Annotated in this window: 16 protein-coding genes; 7 read left to right on the top strand and 9 right to left on the bottom strand. The window is 74.2% G+C overall.

Annotated features, from left to right (window positions below; genetic code table 11):
- Positions 1-13 precede the first annotated feature (13 nt).
- Positions 14-241, bottom strand: a complete 228-nt coding sequence (locus tag AAC944_RS02460) for a hypothetical protein (RefSeq protein WP_030607205.1) — start codon at positions 239-241, stop codon at positions 14-16.
- Positions 242-387: 146 nt separating this feature from the next.
- Between AAC944_RS02460 and AAC944_RS02455 the strand changes: the two genes are divergently transcribed.
- From AAC944_RS02455 to AAC944_RS02440, 4 genes are all read left to right on the top strand, one after another.
- On the top strand, positions 388-1,752 hold the full coding sequence (locus AAC944_RS02455; RefSeq protein ID WP_030607209.1) for an FAD-binding oxidoreductase: 1,365 nt from the start codon (positions 388-390) through the stop codon (positions 1,750-1,752).
- Between the two features lie 125 nt (positions 1,753-1,877).
- Entirely contained in the window at positions 1,878-3,245 is a 1,368-nt protein-coding gene (locus tag AAC944_RS02450; RefSeq protein WP_051871278.1) for a serine/threonine-protein kinase, read from the top strand.
- Positions 3,246-3,402: 157 nt separating this feature from the next.
- Complete coding sequence (locus AAC944_RS02445) at positions 3,403-4,566, top strand: exonuclease SbcCD subunit D (RefSeq protein ID WP_030607214.1); 1,164 nt, start codon at positions 3,403-3,405, stop codon at positions 4,564-4,566.
- A gap of 55 nt (positions 4,567-4,621) precedes the next feature.
- Positions 4,622-7,720, top strand: coding sequence for an AAA family ATPase (locus AAC944_RS02440; protein ID WP_030607217.1), 3,099 nt, complete (start codon positions 4,622-4,624; stop codon positions 7,718-7,720).
- A 19-nt stretch (positions 7,721-7,739) separates the two neighbouring features.
- Here AAC944_RS02440 and AAC944_RS02435 read toward each other — a convergent pair whose 3' ends face one another.
- On the bottom strand, positions 7,740-8,390 hold the full coding sequence (locus AAC944_RS02435; protein WP_030607220.1) for a CatB-related O-acetyltransferase: 651 nt from the start codon (positions 8,388-8,390) through the stop codon (positions 7,740-7,742).
- 69 nt (positions 8,391-8,459) lie between these two features.
- On the opposite strand from AAC944_RS02435, the gene AAC944_RS02430 reads away from it, so the two are divergent.
- Positions 8,460-9,326 carry an SDR family oxidoreductase gene (locus AAC944_RS02430; RefSeq protein ID WP_107054043.1) on the top strand — a complete coding sequence of 289 codons (867 nt, stop codon included), beginning with the start codon at positions 8,460-8,462 and terminating at the stop codon, positions 9,324-9,326.
- On the opposite strand, the gene AAC944_RS02425 is transcribed toward AAC944_RS02430, so the two are convergent.
- The 4 genes from AAC944_RS02425 to AAC944_RS02410 form a co-directional block, all read right to left on the bottom strand.
- The gene (locus AAC944_RS02425) at positions 9,298-10,515 is read right to left on the bottom strand and encodes a GNAT family N-acetyltransferase (protein WP_063759850.1); all 1,218 of its coding nucleotides are present in this window, start codon (positions 10,513-10,515) and stop codon (positions 9,298-9,300) included. The genes AAC944_RS02430 and AAC944_RS02425 overlap by 29 nt on opposite strands.
- Before the next feature lie 58 nt (positions 10,516-10,573).
- The gene (locus AAC944_RS02420; RefSeq protein ID WP_030607230.1) at positions 10,574-12,277 is read right to left on the bottom strand and encodes a DUF885 domain-containing protein; all 1,704 of its coding nucleotides are present in this window, start codon (positions 12,275-12,277) and stop codon (positions 10,574-10,576) included.
- Positions 12,278-12,343: 66 nt separating this feature from the next.
- The gene (locus AAC944_RS02415; protein WP_030607234.1) at positions 12,344-13,774 is read right to left on the bottom strand and encodes an amino acid permease; all 1,431 of its coding nucleotides are present in this window, start codon (positions 13,772-13,774) and stop codon (positions 12,344-12,346) included.
- Between the two features lie 306 nt (positions 13,775-14,080).
- Positions 14,081-14,797, bottom strand: a complete 717-nt coding sequence (locus AAC944_RS02410) for a CatB-related O-acetyltransferase (RefSeq protein WP_051871279.1) — start codon at positions 14,795-14,797, stop codon at positions 14,081-14,083.
- 150 nt (positions 14,798-14,947) lie between these two features.
- Here AAC944_RS02410 and AAC944_RS02405 point away from each other — a divergent pair, with 150 nt between their 5' ends.
- Positions 14,948-15,895, top strand: coding sequence for a LysR family transcriptional regulator (locus AAC944_RS02405; protein ID WP_030607239.1), 948 nt, complete (start codon positions 14,948-14,950; stop codon positions 15,893-15,895).
- 7 nt (positions 15,896-15,902) lie between these two features.
- On the opposite strand, the gene AAC944_RS02400 is transcribed toward AAC944_RS02405, so the two are convergent.
- Positions 15,903-16,562 (bottom strand): MFS transporter, encoded by a 660-nt coding sequence (locus tag AAC944_RS02400; protein ID WP_051871280.1) that lies wholly within the window; start codon positions 16,560-16,562, stop codon positions 15,903-15,905.
- Here AAC944_RS02400 and AAC944_RS02395 point away from each other — a divergent pair.
- Complete coding sequence (locus AAC944_RS02395) at positions 16,468-17,010, top strand: hypothetical protein (RefSeq protein ID WP_368397359.1); 543 nt, start codon at positions 16,468-16,470, stop codon at positions 17,008-17,010. The genes AAC944_RS02400 and AAC944_RS02395 overlap by 95 nt on opposite strands.
- Before the next feature lie 7 nt (positions 17,011-17,017).
- On the opposite strand, the gene AAC944_RS02390 is transcribed toward AAC944_RS02395, so the two are convergent.
- Positions 17,018-17,350, bottom strand: a complete 333-nt coding sequence (locus AAC944_RS02390; protein WP_030607247.1) for a DUF3140 domain-containing protein — start codon at positions 17,348-17,350, stop codon at positions 17,018-17,020.
- A gap of 185 nt (positions 17,351-17,535) precedes the next feature.
- The gene (locus AAC944_RS02385; protein ID WP_051871282.1) at positions 17,536-18,363 is read right to left on the bottom strand and encodes an SDR family NAD(P)-dependent oxidoreductase; all 828 of its coding nucleotides are present in this window, start codon (positions 18,361-18,363) and stop codon (positions 17,536-17,538) included.
- Positions 18,364-18,579: the final 216 nt, after the last annotated feature.

The following is an 18,579-nucleotide window of genomic DNA, read 5'->3' as shown; positions in this document are numbered from 1 at the left end:
TCCCTGTGCGCGGTCACGCGGTGCTGGCGCTGGGGCCGCCGTAGTCGTGCGCCCCGCCGCCGCGCCATTCGACCCAGGCCGGATCGTCCAGCAGGGGCTCGGCGTCGGGCAGCCCGCTCCGCCGCAGGAACTCCACGACGTCCATGTCGCTCTGCGCGAGGCCGAGGTTCTCCCCGTCGACGTGCACGTGCCGCCCGCCGGCGGGGGCGGGCGGCTGGATGACGATCCGGGCGCTGCTCATGCACACCACCGTGCCGTCTGCGGAGCGGACCCGCATCCGGCACGGCGGCCGGGTGCGCGTCCGAGGGGCGGTGATCATGGCCCTCGGGGGTGTGGATAGCGTGCGGACATGGCAGAGGTGCTCGAGGAAGTGGCAGGTGATCCGGCATGCTGATCGATGAGCTGCGGCAGGAGCTGCCGGCCGGGCGGCTGGTCGAGGACCCGGAGGTCGCCGCCGGGTTCGTCCACGACGAGGCGGAGTGGGCGCCGCACGGGACGCCCTGTGCCGTCGTCCGGCCGCACACGGCAGAGGAAGTGCGCACGGTGGTCCGGGCCTGCCTGCGGCACGGCGTCCCGCTCGTCACCCGCGGCGCCGGCACCGGCCTCTCCGGCGGCGCCAACGCCGTCGACGGATGTGTCGTGCTGTCGACGGAGCAGATGAACACGGTGCACGAGATCGACCCCGTGGAGCGGCTCGCGGTCGTCGGACCCGGTGTCGTCAACGACGACCTGCGGGCCGCCTGCGCCGAGCACGGCCTGTGGTACCCGCCGGACCCCGCCAGCGCGCCGTGGTCGACCATCGGGGGCAACGTCGCCACCAACGCGGGCGGGCTGTGCTGCGTGAAGTACGGCGTCACCCGCGACTACGTCCTCGGCCTCGAAGTCGTCACCGGTACCGGCGAGCTGGTCCGGCTGGGGCGGCGCACCGCCAAGGGCGTCGCCGGGTACGACCTCGCCGGGCTGCTGGTCGGCTCCGAGGGCACGCTCGGAGTGATCACCGAGATCACCGTACGGCTGCGGCCCCTGCGCGAGCCGGAGCGCACGGTCGCCGGGTACTTCTCCTCCGTCGTGGCCGCGGGCCGCGCCGTCGCCGCCGTCGGCGCCGCCGGGCTCACGCCCTCGGCACTGGAGCTGATCGACCGGCACTGCCTGGCCGCCGTCGACAAGTGGAAGAACATGGGCCTGTCCGTTGACGCCGACGTGGTCCTGCTCGGCCGTACGGACGCGCCGGGCCCGGCCGGGGAGCAGGAAGCGGCACGCATGCTGGCCTGCTTCGAGGAAGCGGGCGCCACCTGGGCCGCGCAGTCCACCGACCAGGAGGAGGCCGACGCGCTGTTCGACGCCCGGCGGCTGGCCTACCCGGCGCTGGAACGCCTCGGCCCGGTCCTCACCGAGGACGTCTGCGTCCCCAAGGCCGCCGTCCCCGAGATGCTCGCCCGCATCGAGCGCGCCGCCGCCCGGCACGACACCCTCATCGCCAACATCGCCCACGCCGGTGACGGCAACCTCCACCCCCTGCTCATCACCCCGCCCGGCGACACCGCGGCCCGGGAACGTGCCCAGGCCGCCTTCCACGAGATCATCGCGGACGCGCTCGCCCTCGGCGGCACGGTCACCGGCGAGCACGGCGTCGGTCTCCTCAAGCGCGACGGCCTCGCCCAGGAGCTCTCCCGTCCGGTCCTGGACATGCACCACGCGATCAAGGCAGCGCTGGACCCGCGGGGCATCCTCAACCCCGGCAAGGTCGTGTGACGGCGGCGGGCACGGTCCCCCGTGCCCGCTCGCGAACGCCGCCCTCTACGCTGCTGGTCGTGCGTTGATCCACTGCGGTCCGTCGCACAGGGCCGGCAAAAGGGACGAGGGGGACGAACACTTCCATGCACGGTCTCGAACCCGCGGATCCGCCGGCCCTGGGCGGCTATCCGCTGCTGGCCAGGCTCGGCGCGGGCGGCATGGGGCAGGTGTACTTGTCCCGCACGGCAGCCGGACGCCCGCTGGCGCTGAAGACGGTCCGCTCCGACCTCGGCGCCGAGCTGGGCTTCGAAGCGCGCTTCGACCGGGAGATCCGCAACAGCGACCGGGTCCGCTCCCCGTGGTCCGTCGCCGTCATCGACCACAGCGCCGCCGGGCAGCGGCCGCAGTGGCTGGCCACCGAGTACGTACCGGCGCCGTCGCTCGGCGACTGGGTCGAGCAGCACGGCCCGCTCCCCGAACCGGCCCTGCTGGCCCTGGCCGCCGAACTGTGCGGGGCGCTCCGGGCCGTGCACGAGACCGGTCTCGCACACCGGGACGTCAAACCCGGCAACGTCCTGCTCGCCGGTGACCATCCGCGGCTGATCGACTTCGGCATCGCCCGGGCCGCCGACGACTCCCGGCACACCCACACCGGCGGCATGATCGGCTCACCCGGCTTCCTCGCGCCCGAGCAGGCCACCGGTACCGGGACCGCCGCGCCCGCCGACGTGTTCTCGCTGGCCGCCGTCCTGGCCCACGCGGGGACCGGACGCGGCCCCTTCTCCCGGCCGGCGGAGAACGCCTCGGCGCCCGTCCTGCTGTACCGGATCGTCCACGAGGACCCCGACCTCGACGGCGTGCCGGAGGTACTGCGGCCCCTGCTGGCGTCCTGCCTGGTCAAGCAGCCGGAGGACCGGCCGACGGCGAGTGCGCTGGGGGAGTGGCTGGACCGGATCGGCGCCCGCGCGCACCAGTGGCAGCAGGTGGTGCCCGCCGCACTCGCCGAGGACCTGGCCGGCCGCGAACGGTCGCTGCGCAGGCTGGCCGACGGCCCGTCCCGGCCGCGGCAGGAGCCCGTGCCGGGGACCGGTGTCCCCGGCTTCGGTCCGCCGCCGACCATGGCACCGCCCATCGCCCCGTCACCGGTCCTCGTGCCGCCGCCGAGCGGTGCGCAGCCGCCGGTCGTCGCGCAGCCGCCGCAGCCCGTCCAGGTGCCGCACTCCGTCCAGGTGCCGCACTCCGTCCAGACACCGCATGCCGTCCAGACACCGCTTCCCGCTCAGGTCCCGGCCGACGCGGGCAGCGTTCCGCCGGCCTCCGCCGGGCCCGTGACGAAGCGGGTGTCGAACCGCGTGCTGGTCGCCGGCATCCTGCTGGTGTTCCTGCTCTCGCCCTTCATCAGCAGGTCCATGCGGGACGTGGTGTCCTTCGCCGTCCTCCTCGCCCCCTTCGTCCTGGTCGGCTTCCTGATCCGCCGGAGCGTCGTCCGGCGCCGGAGACGCCGCGGGTGACCACCCCGGAACGGCCCCCGCGCGACGGAAAACCGAGGTCCGTGGGGAATCGGGGACACCGGGGCGCTAGCGTGGTGCGTGCCGTTGACCACCGGTCGCGGGCCGGTCGTGGACGCATCCCGCGGAGGAAGGAAACCATGCAGGTCGGAGCCGTCTGTTGAGAATCTTGCACACCTCCGACTGGCATCTGGGCCGCTCCTTCCACCGCGTGAACATGCTCGGCCACCAGCGCGCCTTCCTCGACCACCTCGTCGAGACCGTCCGCACGCACGAGATCGACGCCGTACTGGTGGCGGGCGACGTGTACGACCGGGCCGTGCCGCCGCTGGCCGCCGTCGAGCTGTTCGACGACGCGCTGCACCGGCTCGCCGACCTCGGCGTGGCCACCGTCATGATCTCCGGCAACCACGACTCGGCCCGCCGGCTCGGCGTCGGCTCCCGTCTCATGGCGAAGGCCGGCATCCACCTGCGTACCGACCCGGCCGGCTGCGGCACCCCCGTCCTGCTCGCCGACGACCACGGCGACGTGGCCTGCTACGGCCTGCCGTACCTCGAACCGGCGCTCGTCCGCGACACCCTCGGTGCCGAGAAGGCACACCACACCCAGGTGCTGGGTGCGGCCATGGACCGGGTACGGACCGACCTCGCGGCCCGCCCCGCCGGCACCCGCTCCGTCGTCCTCGCGCACGCCTTCGTCACCGGCGGCGCCCCCAGCGACAGCGAGCGCGACATCACCATCGGCGGCGTCGCCTCCGTACCGGCCGAGGTGTTCGACGGCGTGGACTACGCGGCGCTGGGGCATCTGCACGGCTGCCAGACGATCACCGAGCGGGTGCGGTACTCCGGCTCCCCGCTCGCGTACTCCTTCTCCGAGGCGCACCACCGCAAGTCGATGTGGCTCGTCGACCTGGGCGCGGACGGCACCGTCGCCGCCGAACGGCTGCCGTGCCCCGTGCCGCGGCCGCTCGCCCGACTCCGCGGCCGGCTGGACGACCTGCTCGCCGACCCGGACCTCGCCCGGTACGAGGAGTCCTGGGTCGAGGCCACCCTCACCGACCCCGCGCGGCCGCACGAGCCGATGGCCCGGCTCGCCGAGCGCTTCCCGCACACCCTCGCCCTCGCCTTCGAGCCCGAAGCGCGCGACGGCGAGCCGGCCGTCTCCTACGCGCAGCGGCTGCGCGGCCGCACCGACCAGGAGATCGCCGAGGACTTCGTGGCCCACGTACGGCCGGGCCGGGCCGCCGACGCGGCCGAACGGGCCGTGCTGAGCGCCGCGATCGACGAGGTACGCACGGACGAAGCGGCGAAGGAGTCGGCGTGACGGGGGAGACGACCAGCACGGCCGCGGGGGCGGCGGGACGGGCCGGGGGCACCGCGTGAAACTGCACAAGCTGACGCTCGCCGCCTTCGGGCCGTTCGGCGCCGCCCAGACCGTGGACTTCGACCGGCTCTCCGGCGCCGGGCTCTTCCTGCTGCACGGACCGACCGGCGCCGGGAAGACCTCCGTCCTGGACGCGGTCTGCTTCGCGCTGTACGGCTCCGTCCCCGGCGCCCGCCCCGGCGGCCAGTCGCTGCGCAGCGCGCTCGCCGCGCCCGGCACTGCCACCGAGGTCGTCCTCGACCTCACCGTCGCCGGCCGCCGCCTGGAGATCACCCGGCGGCCCGAACAGCCCCGTCCGAAGAAGCGCGGCACGGGCACGACGATGGAGAAGGCCTACAGCGCGCTGCGCGAGTACGACCCGGTCGCGGGGGAGTGGCAGGCGCTCAGCCGCTCCCACCAGGAGATCGGCGAGGAGATACAGCAGCTGCTCGGCATGAGCAAGGAGCAGTTCTGCCAGGTCGTGCTGTTGCCGCAGGGCGAGTTCGCGAGGTTCCTGCGGGCCGACGCCGAGGCCCGCGCCAAGTTGCTCGGCCGGCTCTTCGACACCCGTCGGTTCGCGGCCCTGGAGGAACGGCTCGCGGCGGTACGCAAGGCGGCGGCCGACCGGGTCACCGCCGCCGACGACCGGCTCCTCGCGCTCGCCCACCGCATGGCACAGGCGGCGGGCGACACCCCCGACCTCACCGACGGCTCCGTACCGGCACCGGGCCGCGCCGAGGAGTCCGCCACGGCCACCGGCAAGGGCTCCCGTACGCGGGCGAAGAAGGCGGCCGGCCGTACGGAAACCGCGCCGGCACCCGGCGAGCCCGGCTTCGCCGCCACCGTCCTGGCCTGGGCCGCCGTCGCCAGGTCAGGAGCGCGCGAGCGGCTGGAGAGCGCCGCGGCGGCGGCCACCGCTGCCGAGACCGCCGCGGCCGAGGCCGCACAGGCGCTGGAGGACACCCTCGAACGCGCCCGGCTCCAGCAGCGGTACGCCGAGGCCCGCCGCCGGGAAGCCCTCGACGCACAGGCCGCCGACCGCGACCGGGCCCGGCAGCGGCTGGACCGCGCCCGCAAGGCCCAGCGCGTCGCCCCCGGGCTCGCGCTGCGCGACGCCGCCTGGCGCGACCACGAAGCGGCGCACGCGGCCGAACGCCGCTGCCGCGGGCTGCTGCGCGCCGACCTCGTCGACGCCGGCGGCGACCAGCTGGCCGCGCTCGAACACCGGCTGAGGGGCGAACTGGGCTCCCTGGACGCGGCCCGCCGCGACGAGCAGCGCGCCGCCGACATCGCCGCCGAACGCACCGCCCTCGAACGAGAAGCCCGCGACGACGAACAGACCCTGCTGGACACCGCCGACTGGCTGGCCGGCTGGGACGCCACCCGCGCCGCCCACCAGCACCGCATCGAAGCCGCCCAGGAAGCCGCGGCCCGCGCCGAACAGCTCGGCGCCCGCATCGAGCCCGCCGAAGCCCGGCTGGCCGCCGCCCGCCGGCGGGACCGCGCCGCATCCGCCCTGGCCGACGCCGAACCCGCCGCACTCCGCGCGCAGGAAGCGGCGAACCAGGCACACGAACACTGGCTGCAGCTCAAGGAAGCCCGGCTGCACGGCATCGCCGCCGAACTCGCCAAGGACCTCAGGGACGGCGAGCCCTGCGCCGTCTGCGGCGCGACCGGCCACCCGGCCCCCGCCCGCACGGAAGCCGGCCACGTGGACCGCGACCAGGAAGAGCGCGCGTTCACCGCGTACGAGGACGCCGTGACCGCACGCGACGAGGCCGAGCGGACCCGGCAGGCCGTCAAGGAGGAGCTGGCCGCCGCCACCGCGGGCGCCGGTGACGCGACCGTCGCCGCCCTCGACCGGGAACTCGCCGAGCTGCGCACCGAGTACGCCGCAGCGCGTACCACCGGCGCCGGGCTGCACGCCGCCCGCGAAGCCCTCGCCCACGCCGAGCGCGAGTACGAGCAGCGCAGGGCCGCCCAGCAGGCCGCCCAGCAGCGCACCGCCGCCCGCGACTCCCGCCGCGACGCCCTGGACCGCGAGGAACAGGCCCTGTCCGAAGGGCTGCGCAGGGCACGCGGGGACAGCGCGAGCGTCGCCGACCGCGCCCACCGCCTGGAACGGCAGGTCACCCTGCTCGCCGAGGCGGTCACCGCGGTACGGGCCGCCGAGACCGCCGCCGAACGCCTGAAGGAAGCCGACGCCGCGCTCGCCGACGACGCCTACAAGGCGGGCTTCGACACCCCGCGGGACGCCGCCGCTGCCCTGCTGAGCGACGACGAATGGCGCCGCGTCCAGGGCCAGTTGGACGCCTGGCAGGCGGAGGAGACCGCGGTCGCCGCCGAACTGGCCGACCCGCGCACCGCCGAGGCCGCTGCCCTGCCGCCCGCCGACACCGACCGGGCCCGCGCCGCCTCGGAGGCGGCGGCCCGCAGGCTGCGCGCCGCCGCCACCGCCCACGCCACCGCACGCGACCGCTGCGCCGAACTGGACCGGCTCTCCGCGCGCGCCGAGTCCGACGCCCGCGAACTGGCCCCGCTCCGCGAGGAGTACGACCGCGTGGCCCGTCTCGCCTCGCTCACGGCCGGCACCTCGGCGGACAACGAACGCAAGATGCGCCTGGAGTCCTACGTCCTCGCCGCCCGCCTCGAACAGGTCGCGGCCGCCGCCAGCGCCCGCCTCACCCGGATGTCCGCGGGCCGCTACACCCTCGTGCACTCCGACGAACGGGCCGGCGGTGCCCGCCGCTCCGGTCTCGGCCTGCACGTCGTCGACGCGTGGACCGGCCAGGAGCGTGACACGGCCGGCCTCTCCGGTGGCGAGACCTTCTTCGCCTCGCTCTCCCTGGCCCTCGGCCTCGCCGACGTCGTCACCGACGAGGCCGGCGGCACCCGGCTGGACACCCTCTTCATCGACGAGGGCTTCGGCAGCCTCGACGAACAGACCCTCGACGAGGTCCTGGACGTACTGGACTCCCTCCGCGAACGGGACCGCAGCGTCGGCATCGTCAGCCACGTCGCCGACCTGCGGCAGCGCATCCCGGCCCAGCTGGAGGTCGTCAAGCACCGGACCGGCTCGTCCGTCCGCCTCCGCGTCGCCGACGGCACCGGCTGACGGGGCGATGCCCCGAGGGCTACTGCCGGCCCGGCGCCGCCGCCTCCAGTTCGTCGACGCTGCCGGACATGACCGTGCGGAGGTGCCGGGTGAGGTGGTCGAGCGGCCAGTCCCACCAGGCGACGTCCAGGAGGCGGGCGATGTCCGCCTCGGCGTACCGGAGCCGGAGGAGGCGGGCCGGGTTGCCGCCCACGATGCCGTAGTCGGGTACGTCGTCGACGACCACCGACCCCGAGGCGATGACCGCGCCGTGGCCGATGCGTACGCCCGGCATCACCGTGGACCGGTAGCCGAACCAGACGTCGTTCCCGACCACCGTGTCACCGCGCCCCGGCAGGCCGGTGATCAGGTCGAAGTGGTCGGCCCACGAGCCGCCCATGATCGGGAAGGGGAAGGTCGACGGCCCGTCCATACGGTGGTTGGCGCCGTTCATCAGGAACCGCACGCCCTCGCCCAGCGCACAGAACTTCCCGATGACCAGCCTCTCCGGCCCGTAGTGGTACAGCACGTTGCGGGTCTCGAACGCGGTCGGGTCGTCCGGGTCGTCGTAGTAGGAGAATTCGCCCACCTCGATCAGCGGCGAGGTCACCAGCGGCTTGAGCAGCACCACACGCGGCTGGTCGGGAACCGGATGCAGCACGGTCGGATCGGCGGGAAGCAGCGGCGGCATGGCAGCACCTCTCTTGCAGTGACGAAAACGGGATGACATCGGCGGCCATGACGGCCAGGCTGTTCGGCCATGACCATGGACCCCGGCAGGAACGACGGAACGCCCGAACCCTCTCCGCACGCGGACGCGCTGCGCCGCGAGCCGTACCCGCTGCGCGGACGCACGGCGCTGGTCACCGGCGCGAGCCGGCGCGGCGGCATCGGATACGCCGCCGCCCGGCGGCTGGCCGCGTACGGCGCGAGCGTGTACCTGCACCACCACGTCCCGCACGACGAACGGCAGCCCTGGGGCGCCGACCCGGGCGGACCCGAGGCGGTCGCGGCGGGCGTACGGGAGGTGGCCGTGGACGGCGCGGTGGTGGCGCACGGGCCGGGCGACCTCGCCGACCCCGCGGCCCCGGCCCGGCTCCTCGCGGCCGCCGCCGACGCGCTCGGCGGCCGGGTGGACGTCCTCGTCGCCAACCACGCGCTCAACGGCAGCGACGGCACCCTCGACACCATCGACGCGGCCATGCTGGACGCACACTGGGCGACCGACACCCGGTCGGTCATCCTGCTGGCGCAGGCGTACGCCCGGCACCGCACGCCCGGGCAGCCCGGCGGCCGCATCGTGATGCTGACGTCCGGTCAGGACCAGGGCGGCGGCATGCCGGGGGAGGTGGCGTACGGCCTGGCGAAGGGCGCACTGGCCTCGGCCACCCGGACGCTCGCCACCAGCCTCGCGCCGCTCGGCGTCACGGTGAACACCGTCAACCCCGGCCCGGTCGACACCGGTTACGCCGTCGGCGAGCTCCGCGAGTGGGTCGCCCGGCGCTTCCCCGGCGGCGCGTGGGGCGCGCCGGACGACCCGGCGCGGCTCATCGCCTGGCTCGCCACGGACGAGGCGGGCTGGATCACGGGCGAGGTCATCAACTCGGAGGGCGGGTTCCAGCACTGACGGCCGGGGCCGCCCGGCCCCGGTCACCGTCGGCCGGGCCGCTCGCTCCCACCGCTCCCCGTTCACCGGCCGCCGCACCGTTCCCGCTCCCCGTGTACGCGAAGACATGCATCTCCGACTCCTCGCCCACGCGCACGAAGCCGGACCGTTCCAGAACGCGCTGCGACGGCAGGTTCGCCGGCTCCGTGGCGGCCCGCAGCGTGCGGACCTCGGGGCGTGCCGCCGCCCAGGAGGCGAGCAGCCGCACCGCGTCCGTCGCCCAGCCGGCGCCGCGCGCCGAGGGCGACAGGTCGTAACCCAGCTCGGCCGTGCCGGTCTCGTCGGGCGGGCCGTGGAAACCGATGCCGCCCAGGGCCACACCGTCGTCGGTACGGGTGACGGCGTACGTGCCCCAGCCCGGCCGGTACAGTCCGGCCGACGCGAGCTGCACCATGATCCCGGCACCTTCCACGGTGCCCCCGGGCGGCTCGCCGTCCACCCACGTCAGCCCGGCCGTCCCGCCGTCCGCGAGCCGGGCGCACTCGGCCGGCGGCAGCGCCCGCAGCGTCAGCCGCCCCGCGGTGAGCGCGAGCGGGAAGCCCTCGCCCGCTGCGGTCAGCGCCTCGAAGAGCCGCGCCGTCTCCGCGTCCGTGACCGGGCCGAGGCCGCCGGTCTGCCCGTCGCCCACCGAGACCGTCTGCCACGCCCCGTCCGCGGCCCGCGCGAGATCGGTCGTCAGGAAGCGGCAGTCCGACTCCCGTACGGAGCGCACGACATCGCGCAGGTCCGGCACGGGGCAGGGCGGGTTCCCGGGCCCTGCGTCCGGGAGCAGCGAGGTCGTCAGGACGGGGACGCCGTCCACCCACCACACCCGTACCGCCGGGGCGGCGGCGGAGGGGACCGCGCGGACCGCGTGGACCGCCTCGTACGGGCCCGGCCCGGTGAGCAGCGTGCGGCCGCGGTCCGCCAGCGCCGCCGCCAGCTCGGCGTAGCGTGCCGGGGGCAGGGGGCGGCCGCGGTACCAGGCGGGTCCTTCACCGGCCGGCACGCCGGCGACGGCACGCGCCGCGTCGCCCGCGCACAGCGCGTCGAGGCCGACGGCCGCGACGTGCGCCCCGGCCGCACGGGCGGCCCGCGCCTCCCGTGCGAAGTCCGGGTCCGGGCACCCCGGTGGCGACGGGTCGCCGGGCAGGAGGAAGAGGAGGGTCATAGGGCTGGACCCTACGGACCGTCCGCCCCGCCCGCCACGGCTTTTCCGGGGCCGCCGGCTACAGCGCCGACAGCTCGCTCTCCAGGTCGTCCAAACCCAGCGAACCCTGGGAGAGGGCCGCCATGTGCCACTTCTTGGGGTCGAAGGCGTCGCCGTGGTGGCGGCGGGCCGCGGCGCGGCCGTTCAGCCAGGCGCGCTCGCCCAGCTTGTAGCCGATCGCCTGGCCCGCCATGCCCTGGTACCGGATGATCTCGCTCTCCACGAAGTCCGACGGGCGGCCGCAGTGCGCGTCCATGAACTCCTGCGCCAGCTCCGGCGTCCAGCGCTCGCCCGGGTGGAACGGCGAGTCCTCCGGGATCTCCAGCTCCAGGTGCATGCCGATGTCGATGATCACGCGGACCGCGCGCATCATCTGCGCGTCGAGGTAGCCCAGCCGCCGTTCCGCGTCGGTGAGGAAGCCCAGCTCGTCCATCAGCCGCTCGGCGTACAGCGCCCAGCCCTCGGCGTTGGCGCTGACCATGCCGACCGTGGTCTGGTAGCGGGACAGCTCGTCGCTGACGTGCGCCCACTGCGCGAGCTGGAGGTGGTGGCCCGGCACGCCCTCGTGGTACCAGGTGGAGACCAGGTCGTAGACGGGGAAGCTGGTCTCACCCATGGTCGGCAGCCAGGTGCGGCCGGGGCGCGAGAAGTCCAGCGAGGGGCCGGTGTAGTACGGCGCCGCCGCCGACCCGGCGGGCGCGATCCGCGACTCCACGCGCTTGACCCGCTCGGCCAGTTCGAAGTGCGTGCCGTCCAGCGCCTCGATGGCCTCGTCCATCAGGGACTGGAGCCACCGCTGGGTCTCCTCGACGCCCTCGATCTTCTGTCCGTGCTCGTCGAGCCAGGCCAGCGCCTCCCACGGCGTCTTCGCACCCGGCAGGACCTTCTCGGCCTCCTTCGCCATCTCGGCGAGCAGCCGGTGGAACTCGGACCAGCCGTACGCGTACGCCTCGTCCAGGTCCAGGTCGCTGCCGTTGTAGTAGCGGGCGAGGCGGGCGTACCGCTCGCGGCCCACCACGTCCGGGGCGCCCTCGACGGCCGGCGCGTAGGTGTCGCGCAGCCAGTCGCGCAGCTCGGTCAGCGCGGCGGTGGCGAACCCGGCGGCGGAGTCCAGCTCGGCGCGCAGGCCCTCCGGCCCGGCCGCGACGAAGTCGGCGAACCAGCCGCCGTCCGTGCCGATCCACTCGGTGAGCTGTCCGAGCACCGTCCGCACCTGCCGCGGCCCGGCCGGCAGCCCCCGCCGCAGGCCCTCGGCCAGCGAGGCCCGGTACCCCTCCAGGGCGGCCGGAACCGCGCGCAGCCGCTGCGCGACGGCCGCCCAGTCCTCGTCCGTCCCGGTCGGCATGATGGTGAAGACCTGGCGTGCGGAGTGCAGCGGCGAGCTGAGGTTGCTGACCGCCCGCAGGCCCTCGCCGGCCTCGTGCACGGCGAGCTCGGCGGTCAGCCGCTCGCGCAGCAGCCGGGCGCAGCGCCGCTCGTTGTCGCTGTCGGCGCCCGGCCGCGCCTCGGCGGCGGTGAGCCGGTCGAGCGTGGTGCGGGCCAGCTGGGCCAGCTCCTCCTGCCCCGTGGGGGAGAAGTCGGGCAGCTTGCCGGAGCTCTCCGGTACGCCGAGGAACGTGCCGGTGATGGGGTCGAGGGCGATCAGGGCGTCGACGTAGGCGTCGGCGACCTGGCGGGGCAGCGGCTCGGCGGCGGAGCCGGTGGAAGTGTTGGGTTCGGACATGGGCCCATCCTGGTACGGAAGGGCCCATCGCGTCACCAGCAATTCTGCTGACGTCCCTGTCCGGTGCTACGCCGTGCGCGAACCGCGGACCCGGTCCCGCACCAGCGCGATCCCCACCACCAGGACGGCGGCCAGCAGGGAGAGCGTGACCTGCTGCCGCCCGGCGGGGTCGGTCAGCATGTAGACCAGCACGAAGGAGATCATCCCGATCGTCGCCCAGGTCAGATACGGGAACAGCCACATCTTCACGACCAGCTTCGACGGGTCGTCCCGCAGGATCATGCCGCGCATCCGCAGCTGCGCGAAACAGATGACCAGCCACACGAACAGCGCGACCGCGCCCGAGGAGTTCAGCAGGAACGCGAAGACGGTGTCCGGCCACTCGTAGTTGAAGAACACCGCGACGAAGCCGAAGAGGACCGAGGAGAGGATCGCGGCGCGCGGCACGCCGCGGGCGGTGGTCCGCGCGAACGCCTTCGGCGCGTCACCGCGCTCGCCGAGCGAGAAGGCCATACGGGACGCGGTGTAGAGGCCGGAGTTGAGACAGGAGAGCACCGCCGTCAGCACGATCACGTTCATGACCTCGCCGGCGTGCGGGATGCCGATCGCGTTCAGGGCCGCGACGTAGCTGCCGTCCTTGGTGATCGACTTGTCGTTCCACGGCAGCAGGCTGACCACGACGAAGATGGAGCCGAGGTAGAAGACCGCGATGCGCCAGATGACGCTGTTGGTCGCCTTGGTGACCGCGCGCTGCGGGTTCTCCGACTCGCCGGCGGCGAGCGTGACGATCTCGCTGCCCATGAAGGAGAAGACCACCATCAGCACGCCGGTGAGGATCGACCCCGGACCGTTCGGCAGGAAGCCGCCGTGCTCGGTGAGGTTCGAGATGCCGGCGGTCTCGCTGTGCACGCCGGGCAGGACGCCGAAGACGGCCAGCATGCCGATCACGACGAAGGCGCCGATGGCGACGACCTTGATCCCGGCGAACCAGAACTCGAACTCGCCGTACGAGGCGACCGACGCCAGGTTCGTCGCGGTGAGCACCACCATCACGATCAGGGCCCAGCCCCACTGCGGCACGGCCGGTATCCAGCCCTCCAGGATCTTGGCGCCCGCCGTGGCCTCGACGGCCAGCACCACGACCCAGAAGAACCAGTACAGCCAGCCGATCGAGAAGCCGGCCCAGCGGCCCAGCGCCCGGTCCGCGTACGCGGAGAACGAACCGGAGCTGGGATAGGCGGCAGCCATCTCGCCCAGCATCCGCATCACGAAGACGACCAGCGCGCCGACCAGTGCGTAGGACAGGAGGATGGCGGGGCCGGCGGCGGCGATGCCGGAGCCGGAGCCCACGAAGAGCCCGGCGCCGATCACCCCGCCGATCGCGATCATGGACAGATGGCGGTTCTTGAGCCCGGCCTGGAGGCCGTCCGACTGGCCTGCGCCGTCTCCGGGGGCGGGTGGCTGCGGCGCCACGTCGGTCGTCGGTTGCGTGCTCATACGGTCCTCGGCATTCGGTGGGATTCCATCCCTGCGCGGGGCAGGGCGCGGCGCGCCGCGGGTGCGGCGGGCCGCGATGAGGGTGCGTCGCGTGGGGAGGCGGAGTGCCGGCGGCGCGCTGCGGGCGGACGCCCGGCGTCCGGGGCCCGGTGTCCCGGGGAGACCCCGGTCGTCCGGGGATCACCCGGCGGTCACGGGGGTTCGATCTTGCGTTACGCAGACGCTAGGAAGAATTCGCTCCACCCACCATGTACAGATGTCACACCCTCCGCGCCGGACCTTTCGACACGTGCACAAACGCGCAGGTCAGAGACGATGCGCCAGGGCGTCGTCGCCGGCCAGGGTGGCCGGATCGGCGTCGCCCGCGACGTCCTCCGGGGCGATGCCGGCGTACCGCGCCAGGGCCGCGACGTCCCGTCCCTGGATCAGTGGGAGCGCTTTCGCGATCCGCTCGTCGCTCCAGTTCCACCAGCCGGTCCGCCACAGCAGCTTGCGGCGCAGCGGGTCGAAGCGGTGCCGTACGACCCTGTTGTCGCCCACCACGACGGAGTACGGAGCGACGTCCTTGGAGACGGTGGCGCGCGCCCCGATGATCGCGCCCGTCCCGATGCGCACGCCGGGCAGGACGACCGCCTCGTAACCGGTCCACACCTCGTGCCCGATGACCGTGTCGCCGGCCGGCGCCCAGGCGTCGTGCTCGTGGGTGAAGAAGTTGAAGCCGTACGGGGTCACCGCGTCGGGGTGGGTGTCGTGCCCGTGATTGCCGCCCAGCAGGAACGTGCTGCCCGAGGCGAACTGGCAGAAGTTCCCGATCCGCAGCCGGTCGAGGGGGATGCCGCTGTCGCGGTACTCCGTGCGGTCGTCGAACGCGTACCGCAGCCGTCCGGCGAAGCCGTCCCGGTGGTGGTAGCCGCTGTACCAGCTGTGCCGCCCCTCCTCCAGTGCGATGAGCGGGTGCTTCGTCACCTCGGGGTCGGTGTCCAGGCGCTGGACCTGGGTGAAGTCCTTGAAGATGTCGGTCATGGGCGCGGACGTTAACAGCGCACCCATGGCGAAGCTTTCGAATTTTTCCTGTGTGCCGCCGGTAAAGGCGTGTGAGACTTCTGTGCCCGGCCTTCCGAGAGGCCGGTGTTACTCAGTAGTCGGCGCGATGCGCGTTGTTACGATGCGTACATGGCGGGGGACGTTGGCCCGAGGGCCCTGGAAGGCAGCGCACCGACGGACCCGAGCACACATCAGCTGAGACTCTTCCTGCTGCTGGCCGAGGAGATGCACTTCGGCCGGGCGGCGAAGCGGGTGTTCATGACCCAGCCCGCCTTCTCGCAGCAGATCCGTTCGCTGGAGCGGCGCCTCGGACTGACCCTGGTCGACCGCACCACACGCACGGCGGGGCTGACGCCCTCGGGGCGCGAACTGCTCCCGGAGATCCGGGCGATGGTGCAGGCCGCCGACCGGCTGCGGCAGGTCGCCGGCGAGCGCGTCCGTACGCTCTCGGGCCGGGTGGTCATCGGCTCCTTCGAAGCGATCACCTCCATCCACCCGATCCCGGACGTGCTGGAGGAGCTGACGGCCCGGCACCCCGGCATAGAGGTCGAGATCGCCCGGACGAGCTTCGCCGACTCGGCGGCCACCGTCCTCTCGGGCGGTGTGGACGCGGCGTTCCTCTTCCCGCCGGTGCCGCCCGGGATCCAGACCCAGCGCCTCGCCGAGATGCCCCGCGTGGTGTGTCTGGCCGCCTCCGACCCGCTGGCGGACGTGGGCCCGCTGACGCTCAGCCGGCTGAACGAGCGCAGGCACATCGGCTGGTCACCGGAGATCCCCAAGGTCTGGCGGAGTTTCTGGTCGGCCGACCCGCGCCCCGACGGCACACCGGCCCGCTACACCGCGCACCAGATCGCCGAGTTCGAGCCCGCGCTCACGGCCATCGCGCTGGGCGACGGCATCCAGCTCCCGCCGGAGCCGGCCCGCTGGCTCTACCAGCGGCACGGCGTCGCGTACGTGGAGGTCACCGACCTGTCACCGTGCCATGCCGCGCTCGCCTGGCGGGCCGCCGACCGTGACCGGCCGATAGTGTCCGCCCTCCGCAACGCGGTCCGCACGGTGCTGGACCGTGACAGGTAGCCGTCGCTCACGGGCAGGCGGGGCCGGAACCGGTTCGCCATGCCCGCCCGCCACGGCTCCACACGCCGAGTGCCGCCAGCCACAAGGCCGTTCCGGTCCAGGCCAGGAGGTGTACGCGAGCGACGAACGGCGCGGCCGGGGCGGCGGGGCCGCTGATCGCGCCGTACAGCGCGACGCCCAGCGCCGTACCGGCCTGGCGCGCGGTGTTGTTGGCGCCACCGGCCACCCCTTTCTGCGTGGCGGGCGCCCCGCGCATGGCGACCGAGACGGCGGCCGTGACCAGCAGCCCGTCACCGGCGCCCAGCCCGATCAGGGCAGGCAGCAGCGCCGGGTAGCCACCGTCCGCACCGGCGGCCAGCAGCCCCAGCGAGCCGGCCGCCGCACAGCAGATGCCCGCGGTGACGACCGGGCCCGGGCCGTACCGTGCCGTCAGCCGGCCGCTGACCGGCGCGAGGAGCACCAGGGGCAGCGCGAGCGGCAGCAGCATCAGGCCGGCCGACCGAGCGGAGTGCCCGTACACCTGCTGCAGCAGCAGCGTCATGACGAACAGCGTCCCGTTGGTCACCAGGTTCATGATCAGGCAGACCGTGTCGGCACGCCGGGCGTCCGGCCGGCGGAGCAGGTCACAGGGGAGGAGCGGGGCCGGCGCCCGGCGTTCGACGGCCACCAGGGCGGCCCCGGCGGCGAGCGCGGTCACCGCGGCCACCACCGCGCCGCGCGGCTGCCCGCGCCCCGCGCAGATCGCCGCCGACGGGACCGCCGGCACCGCACGCCGTCCGGGCGACCCGCTGGCCGCGCCGCTGCCGGACCATCCGTACGCGCTGGGTCCCGCGGCCGACGAGGTGTGCGCGGAGTTCGGCGTCGACCTGCCGGCCGTGCGGGCGGTGCGCACGCGCCGGCCCCTGCTGCGTTTCTGCGTCGACTGGACCGAACAGCGGCACCACCTGGCCGGCCGGCTGGGCGCCGCGTTCACCGAAGCGCTCCTTGCGCAGGGCTGGCTGGAGCGGGCCCGTACGCACCGCGCGCTGCGTCTCACCGAGCGCGGCGCCGACCGGCTCGCCGCCCTGGACGCGCTGCCGCCACCGCCGCCGGGGCCTGACGGCACGCACTCCTGAGAGTGCGTCAGGCCGGCTTGAGCGGGTCGTGGCCGATGTTCATCAGGCCGTGGCGCCAGTCGGCGCCGCCTGCCTGCGGGTCGCGGTGGTCGGCGCGCTGACTGTCCACGATCTCGCACACCCGCCGCATGACCTGCGCGTCGTCCTCGGTCAGGTCGGTACGGCGCTTGCCGAGGATCTCCAGTACGTGCCGTCCGAGCGGCGCGCCGGCCTGGTCGGGGACCACCTCGGAGTTCTGGCCCGCGCCCTGGACGCTCAGCCACTCCTGCAACTCGCGCGACGTCATGTTGACGACGGAGTGGAACGCGTCCCACAACTCGGTGCTGACCTGTGCTGTCACGGCGTGCCTCCTCAGGCTCACGAAACCGGTCTCACGATCACCCGGAATCACCCCGGGATGTACGCCGCACAGGTATCCCGCGACCCACCTGGGCAAACCCGGTCGTACCCGGCGCCTCAGGCGGTGCGTTCAGCGAGCCCTTCGGCGGCGGCCTGCTGGTCGTGGTGCCGATCCGCGCCCGGTGCTCACGGGCGCGGTACGGCCCGCATCCCCGTCTCGGCGGCGACCAGCCGTTCCAGTGCCCGGTCCGGGTCGTCCAGGCCGGGTACGCACACCACGTCGCCGCGCTCCAGCGCGGCCAGTGAAGCCGTCACCACCTCGTCCACCGGCATTCCGCCCTCCGCGTGAACCTGTTGCGTGAGGCCTGCGACCGATTCCTCACCCGTCGTCAGGTGGAATTCCGTGGCGGTGAGTCCCGGGCACAGCACCTGAATGCGCAGTGGAGTGTCCGCCAGTTCGGCGGCGAGGGTGCGGGTGAAGGTGACGACGTACCCCTTGGTGCCGCCGTAGACGGCGCGCCGGGGGAGCGGGTCCGGCGGCAGCGAACCGGCGAACGCCAGTTGGGAGGCGACGTTGACCACCGCGCCCCGGCCGCGTTCGAGCATGCCGGGGACGGCGGCCCGGGACAGTGCCGTCAGCGCCGTGACGTTGACGCTCAGCACGCGCGTCAGCAGCGCGGGGTCGGTCTCGGTGAAGTAGCCGTAGCCGTTGATGCCCGCGTTGTTCACCAGCAGCGCCACGTCCTCGGCGGCCACCCGCGCGGCCGTCCGCGCCAGGTCCTCCGGTACGGCCAGGTCGGCGACGAGCGTCTCGACGGCGACCCCGGCCGTCTCCCGCAGCCGCCCGGCCACCTCGTCCAGGCGCTCGGCCCGTCGTGCCACGAGCACCAGGTCCCAGCCGGCCTCGGCCAGCCGCTCGGCGTACCGGGTGCCGATCCCTGAAGAGGCCCCGGTCACCACGGCCGTCCCCGGCCCGTCGGCCGTTTCCTCGCGCCCGGCTCCGGTCGTCCTCATCCCGCACTCCTTCACTGGTCGGCACCGTGTCCGGCCTACTGATCGACAAGCCGGCCGTACTCCGGCCGGCGCACGGCAAGCAACCGGAACACTCTACTCCGGTTGCTGTCCGGTGCACGTCAACGCGCGGTGCGCGCGCCGCCGTTACGCACTACCACCAAGGGCGCGCGGGTGGGGGAGCGGGGCCTGCCGTTCGGGTGGCAGGACGTGTGTGAC

This window comes from Streptomyces sclerotialus, from assembly GCF_040907265.1.
In the GTDB taxonomy this organism is placed as follows: Bacteria; Actinomycetota; Actinomycetes; order Streptomycetales; family Streptomycetaceae; genus Streptomyces; species Streptomyces sclerotialus.
Note: the sequence above shows the minus strand (reverse complement) of the source record. Positions and strands in the feature narration are given on the sequence as shown.

What these genes read in the sequence shown, in the direction of transcription:
- AAC944_RS02405 (WP_030607239.1), top strand. Translation starts at nt 14,948, where the DNA reads ATGGCGGGGGACGTTGGCCCGAGGGCCCTGGAAGGCAGCGCACCGACG.
- AAC944_RS02415 (WP_030607234.1), bottom strand. Translation starts at nt 13,774, where the DNA reads ATGAGCACGCAACCGACGACCGACGTGGCGCCGCAGCCACCCGCCCCC.
- AAC944_RS02435 (WP_030607220.1), bottom strand. Translation starts at nt 8,390, where the DNA reads ATGCCGCCGCTGCTTCCCGCCGATCCGACCGTGCTGCATCCGGTTCCC.
- AAC944_RS02430 (WP_107054043.1), top strand. Translation starts at nt 8,460, where the DNA reads ATGACCATGGACCCCGGCAGGAACGACGGAACGCCCGAACCCTCTCCG.
- AAC944_RS02460 (WP_030607205.1), bottom strand. Translation starts at nt 241, where the DNA reads ATGAGCAGCGCCCGGATCGTCATCCAGCCGCCCGCCCCCGCCGGCGGG.
- AAC944_RS02420 (WP_030607230.1), bottom strand. Translation starts at nt 12,277, where the DNA reads ATGTCCGAACCCAACACTTCCACCGGCTCCGCCGCCGAGCCGCTGCCC.
- AAC944_RS02450 (WP_051871278.1), top strand. Translation starts at nt 1,878, where the DNA reads ATGCACGGTCTCGAACCCGCGGATCCGCCGGCCCTGGGCGGCTATCCG.
- AAC944_RS02410 (WP_051871279.1), bottom strand. Translation starts at nt 14,797, where the DNA reads ATGACCGACATCTTCAAGGACTTCACCCAGGTCCAGCGCCTGGACACC.
- AAC944_RS02425 (WP_063759850.1), bottom strand. Translation starts at nt 10,515, where the DNA reads ATGACCCTCCTCTTCCTCCTGCCCGGCGACCCGTCGCCACCGGGGTGC.
- AAC944_RS02395 (WP_368397359.1), top strand. Translation starts at nt 16,468, where the DNA reads ATGATCAGGCAGACCGTGTCGGCACGCCGGGCGTCCGGCCGGCGGAGC.
- AAC944_RS02455 (WP_030607209.1), top strand. Translation starts at nt 388, where the DNA reads ATGCTGATCGATGAGCTGCGGCAGGAGCTGCCGGCCGGGCGGCTGGTC.
- AAC944_RS02385 (WP_051871282.1), bottom strand. Translation starts at nt 18,363, where the DNA reads ATGAGGACGACCGGAGCCGGGCGCGAGGAAACGGCCGACGGGCCGGGG.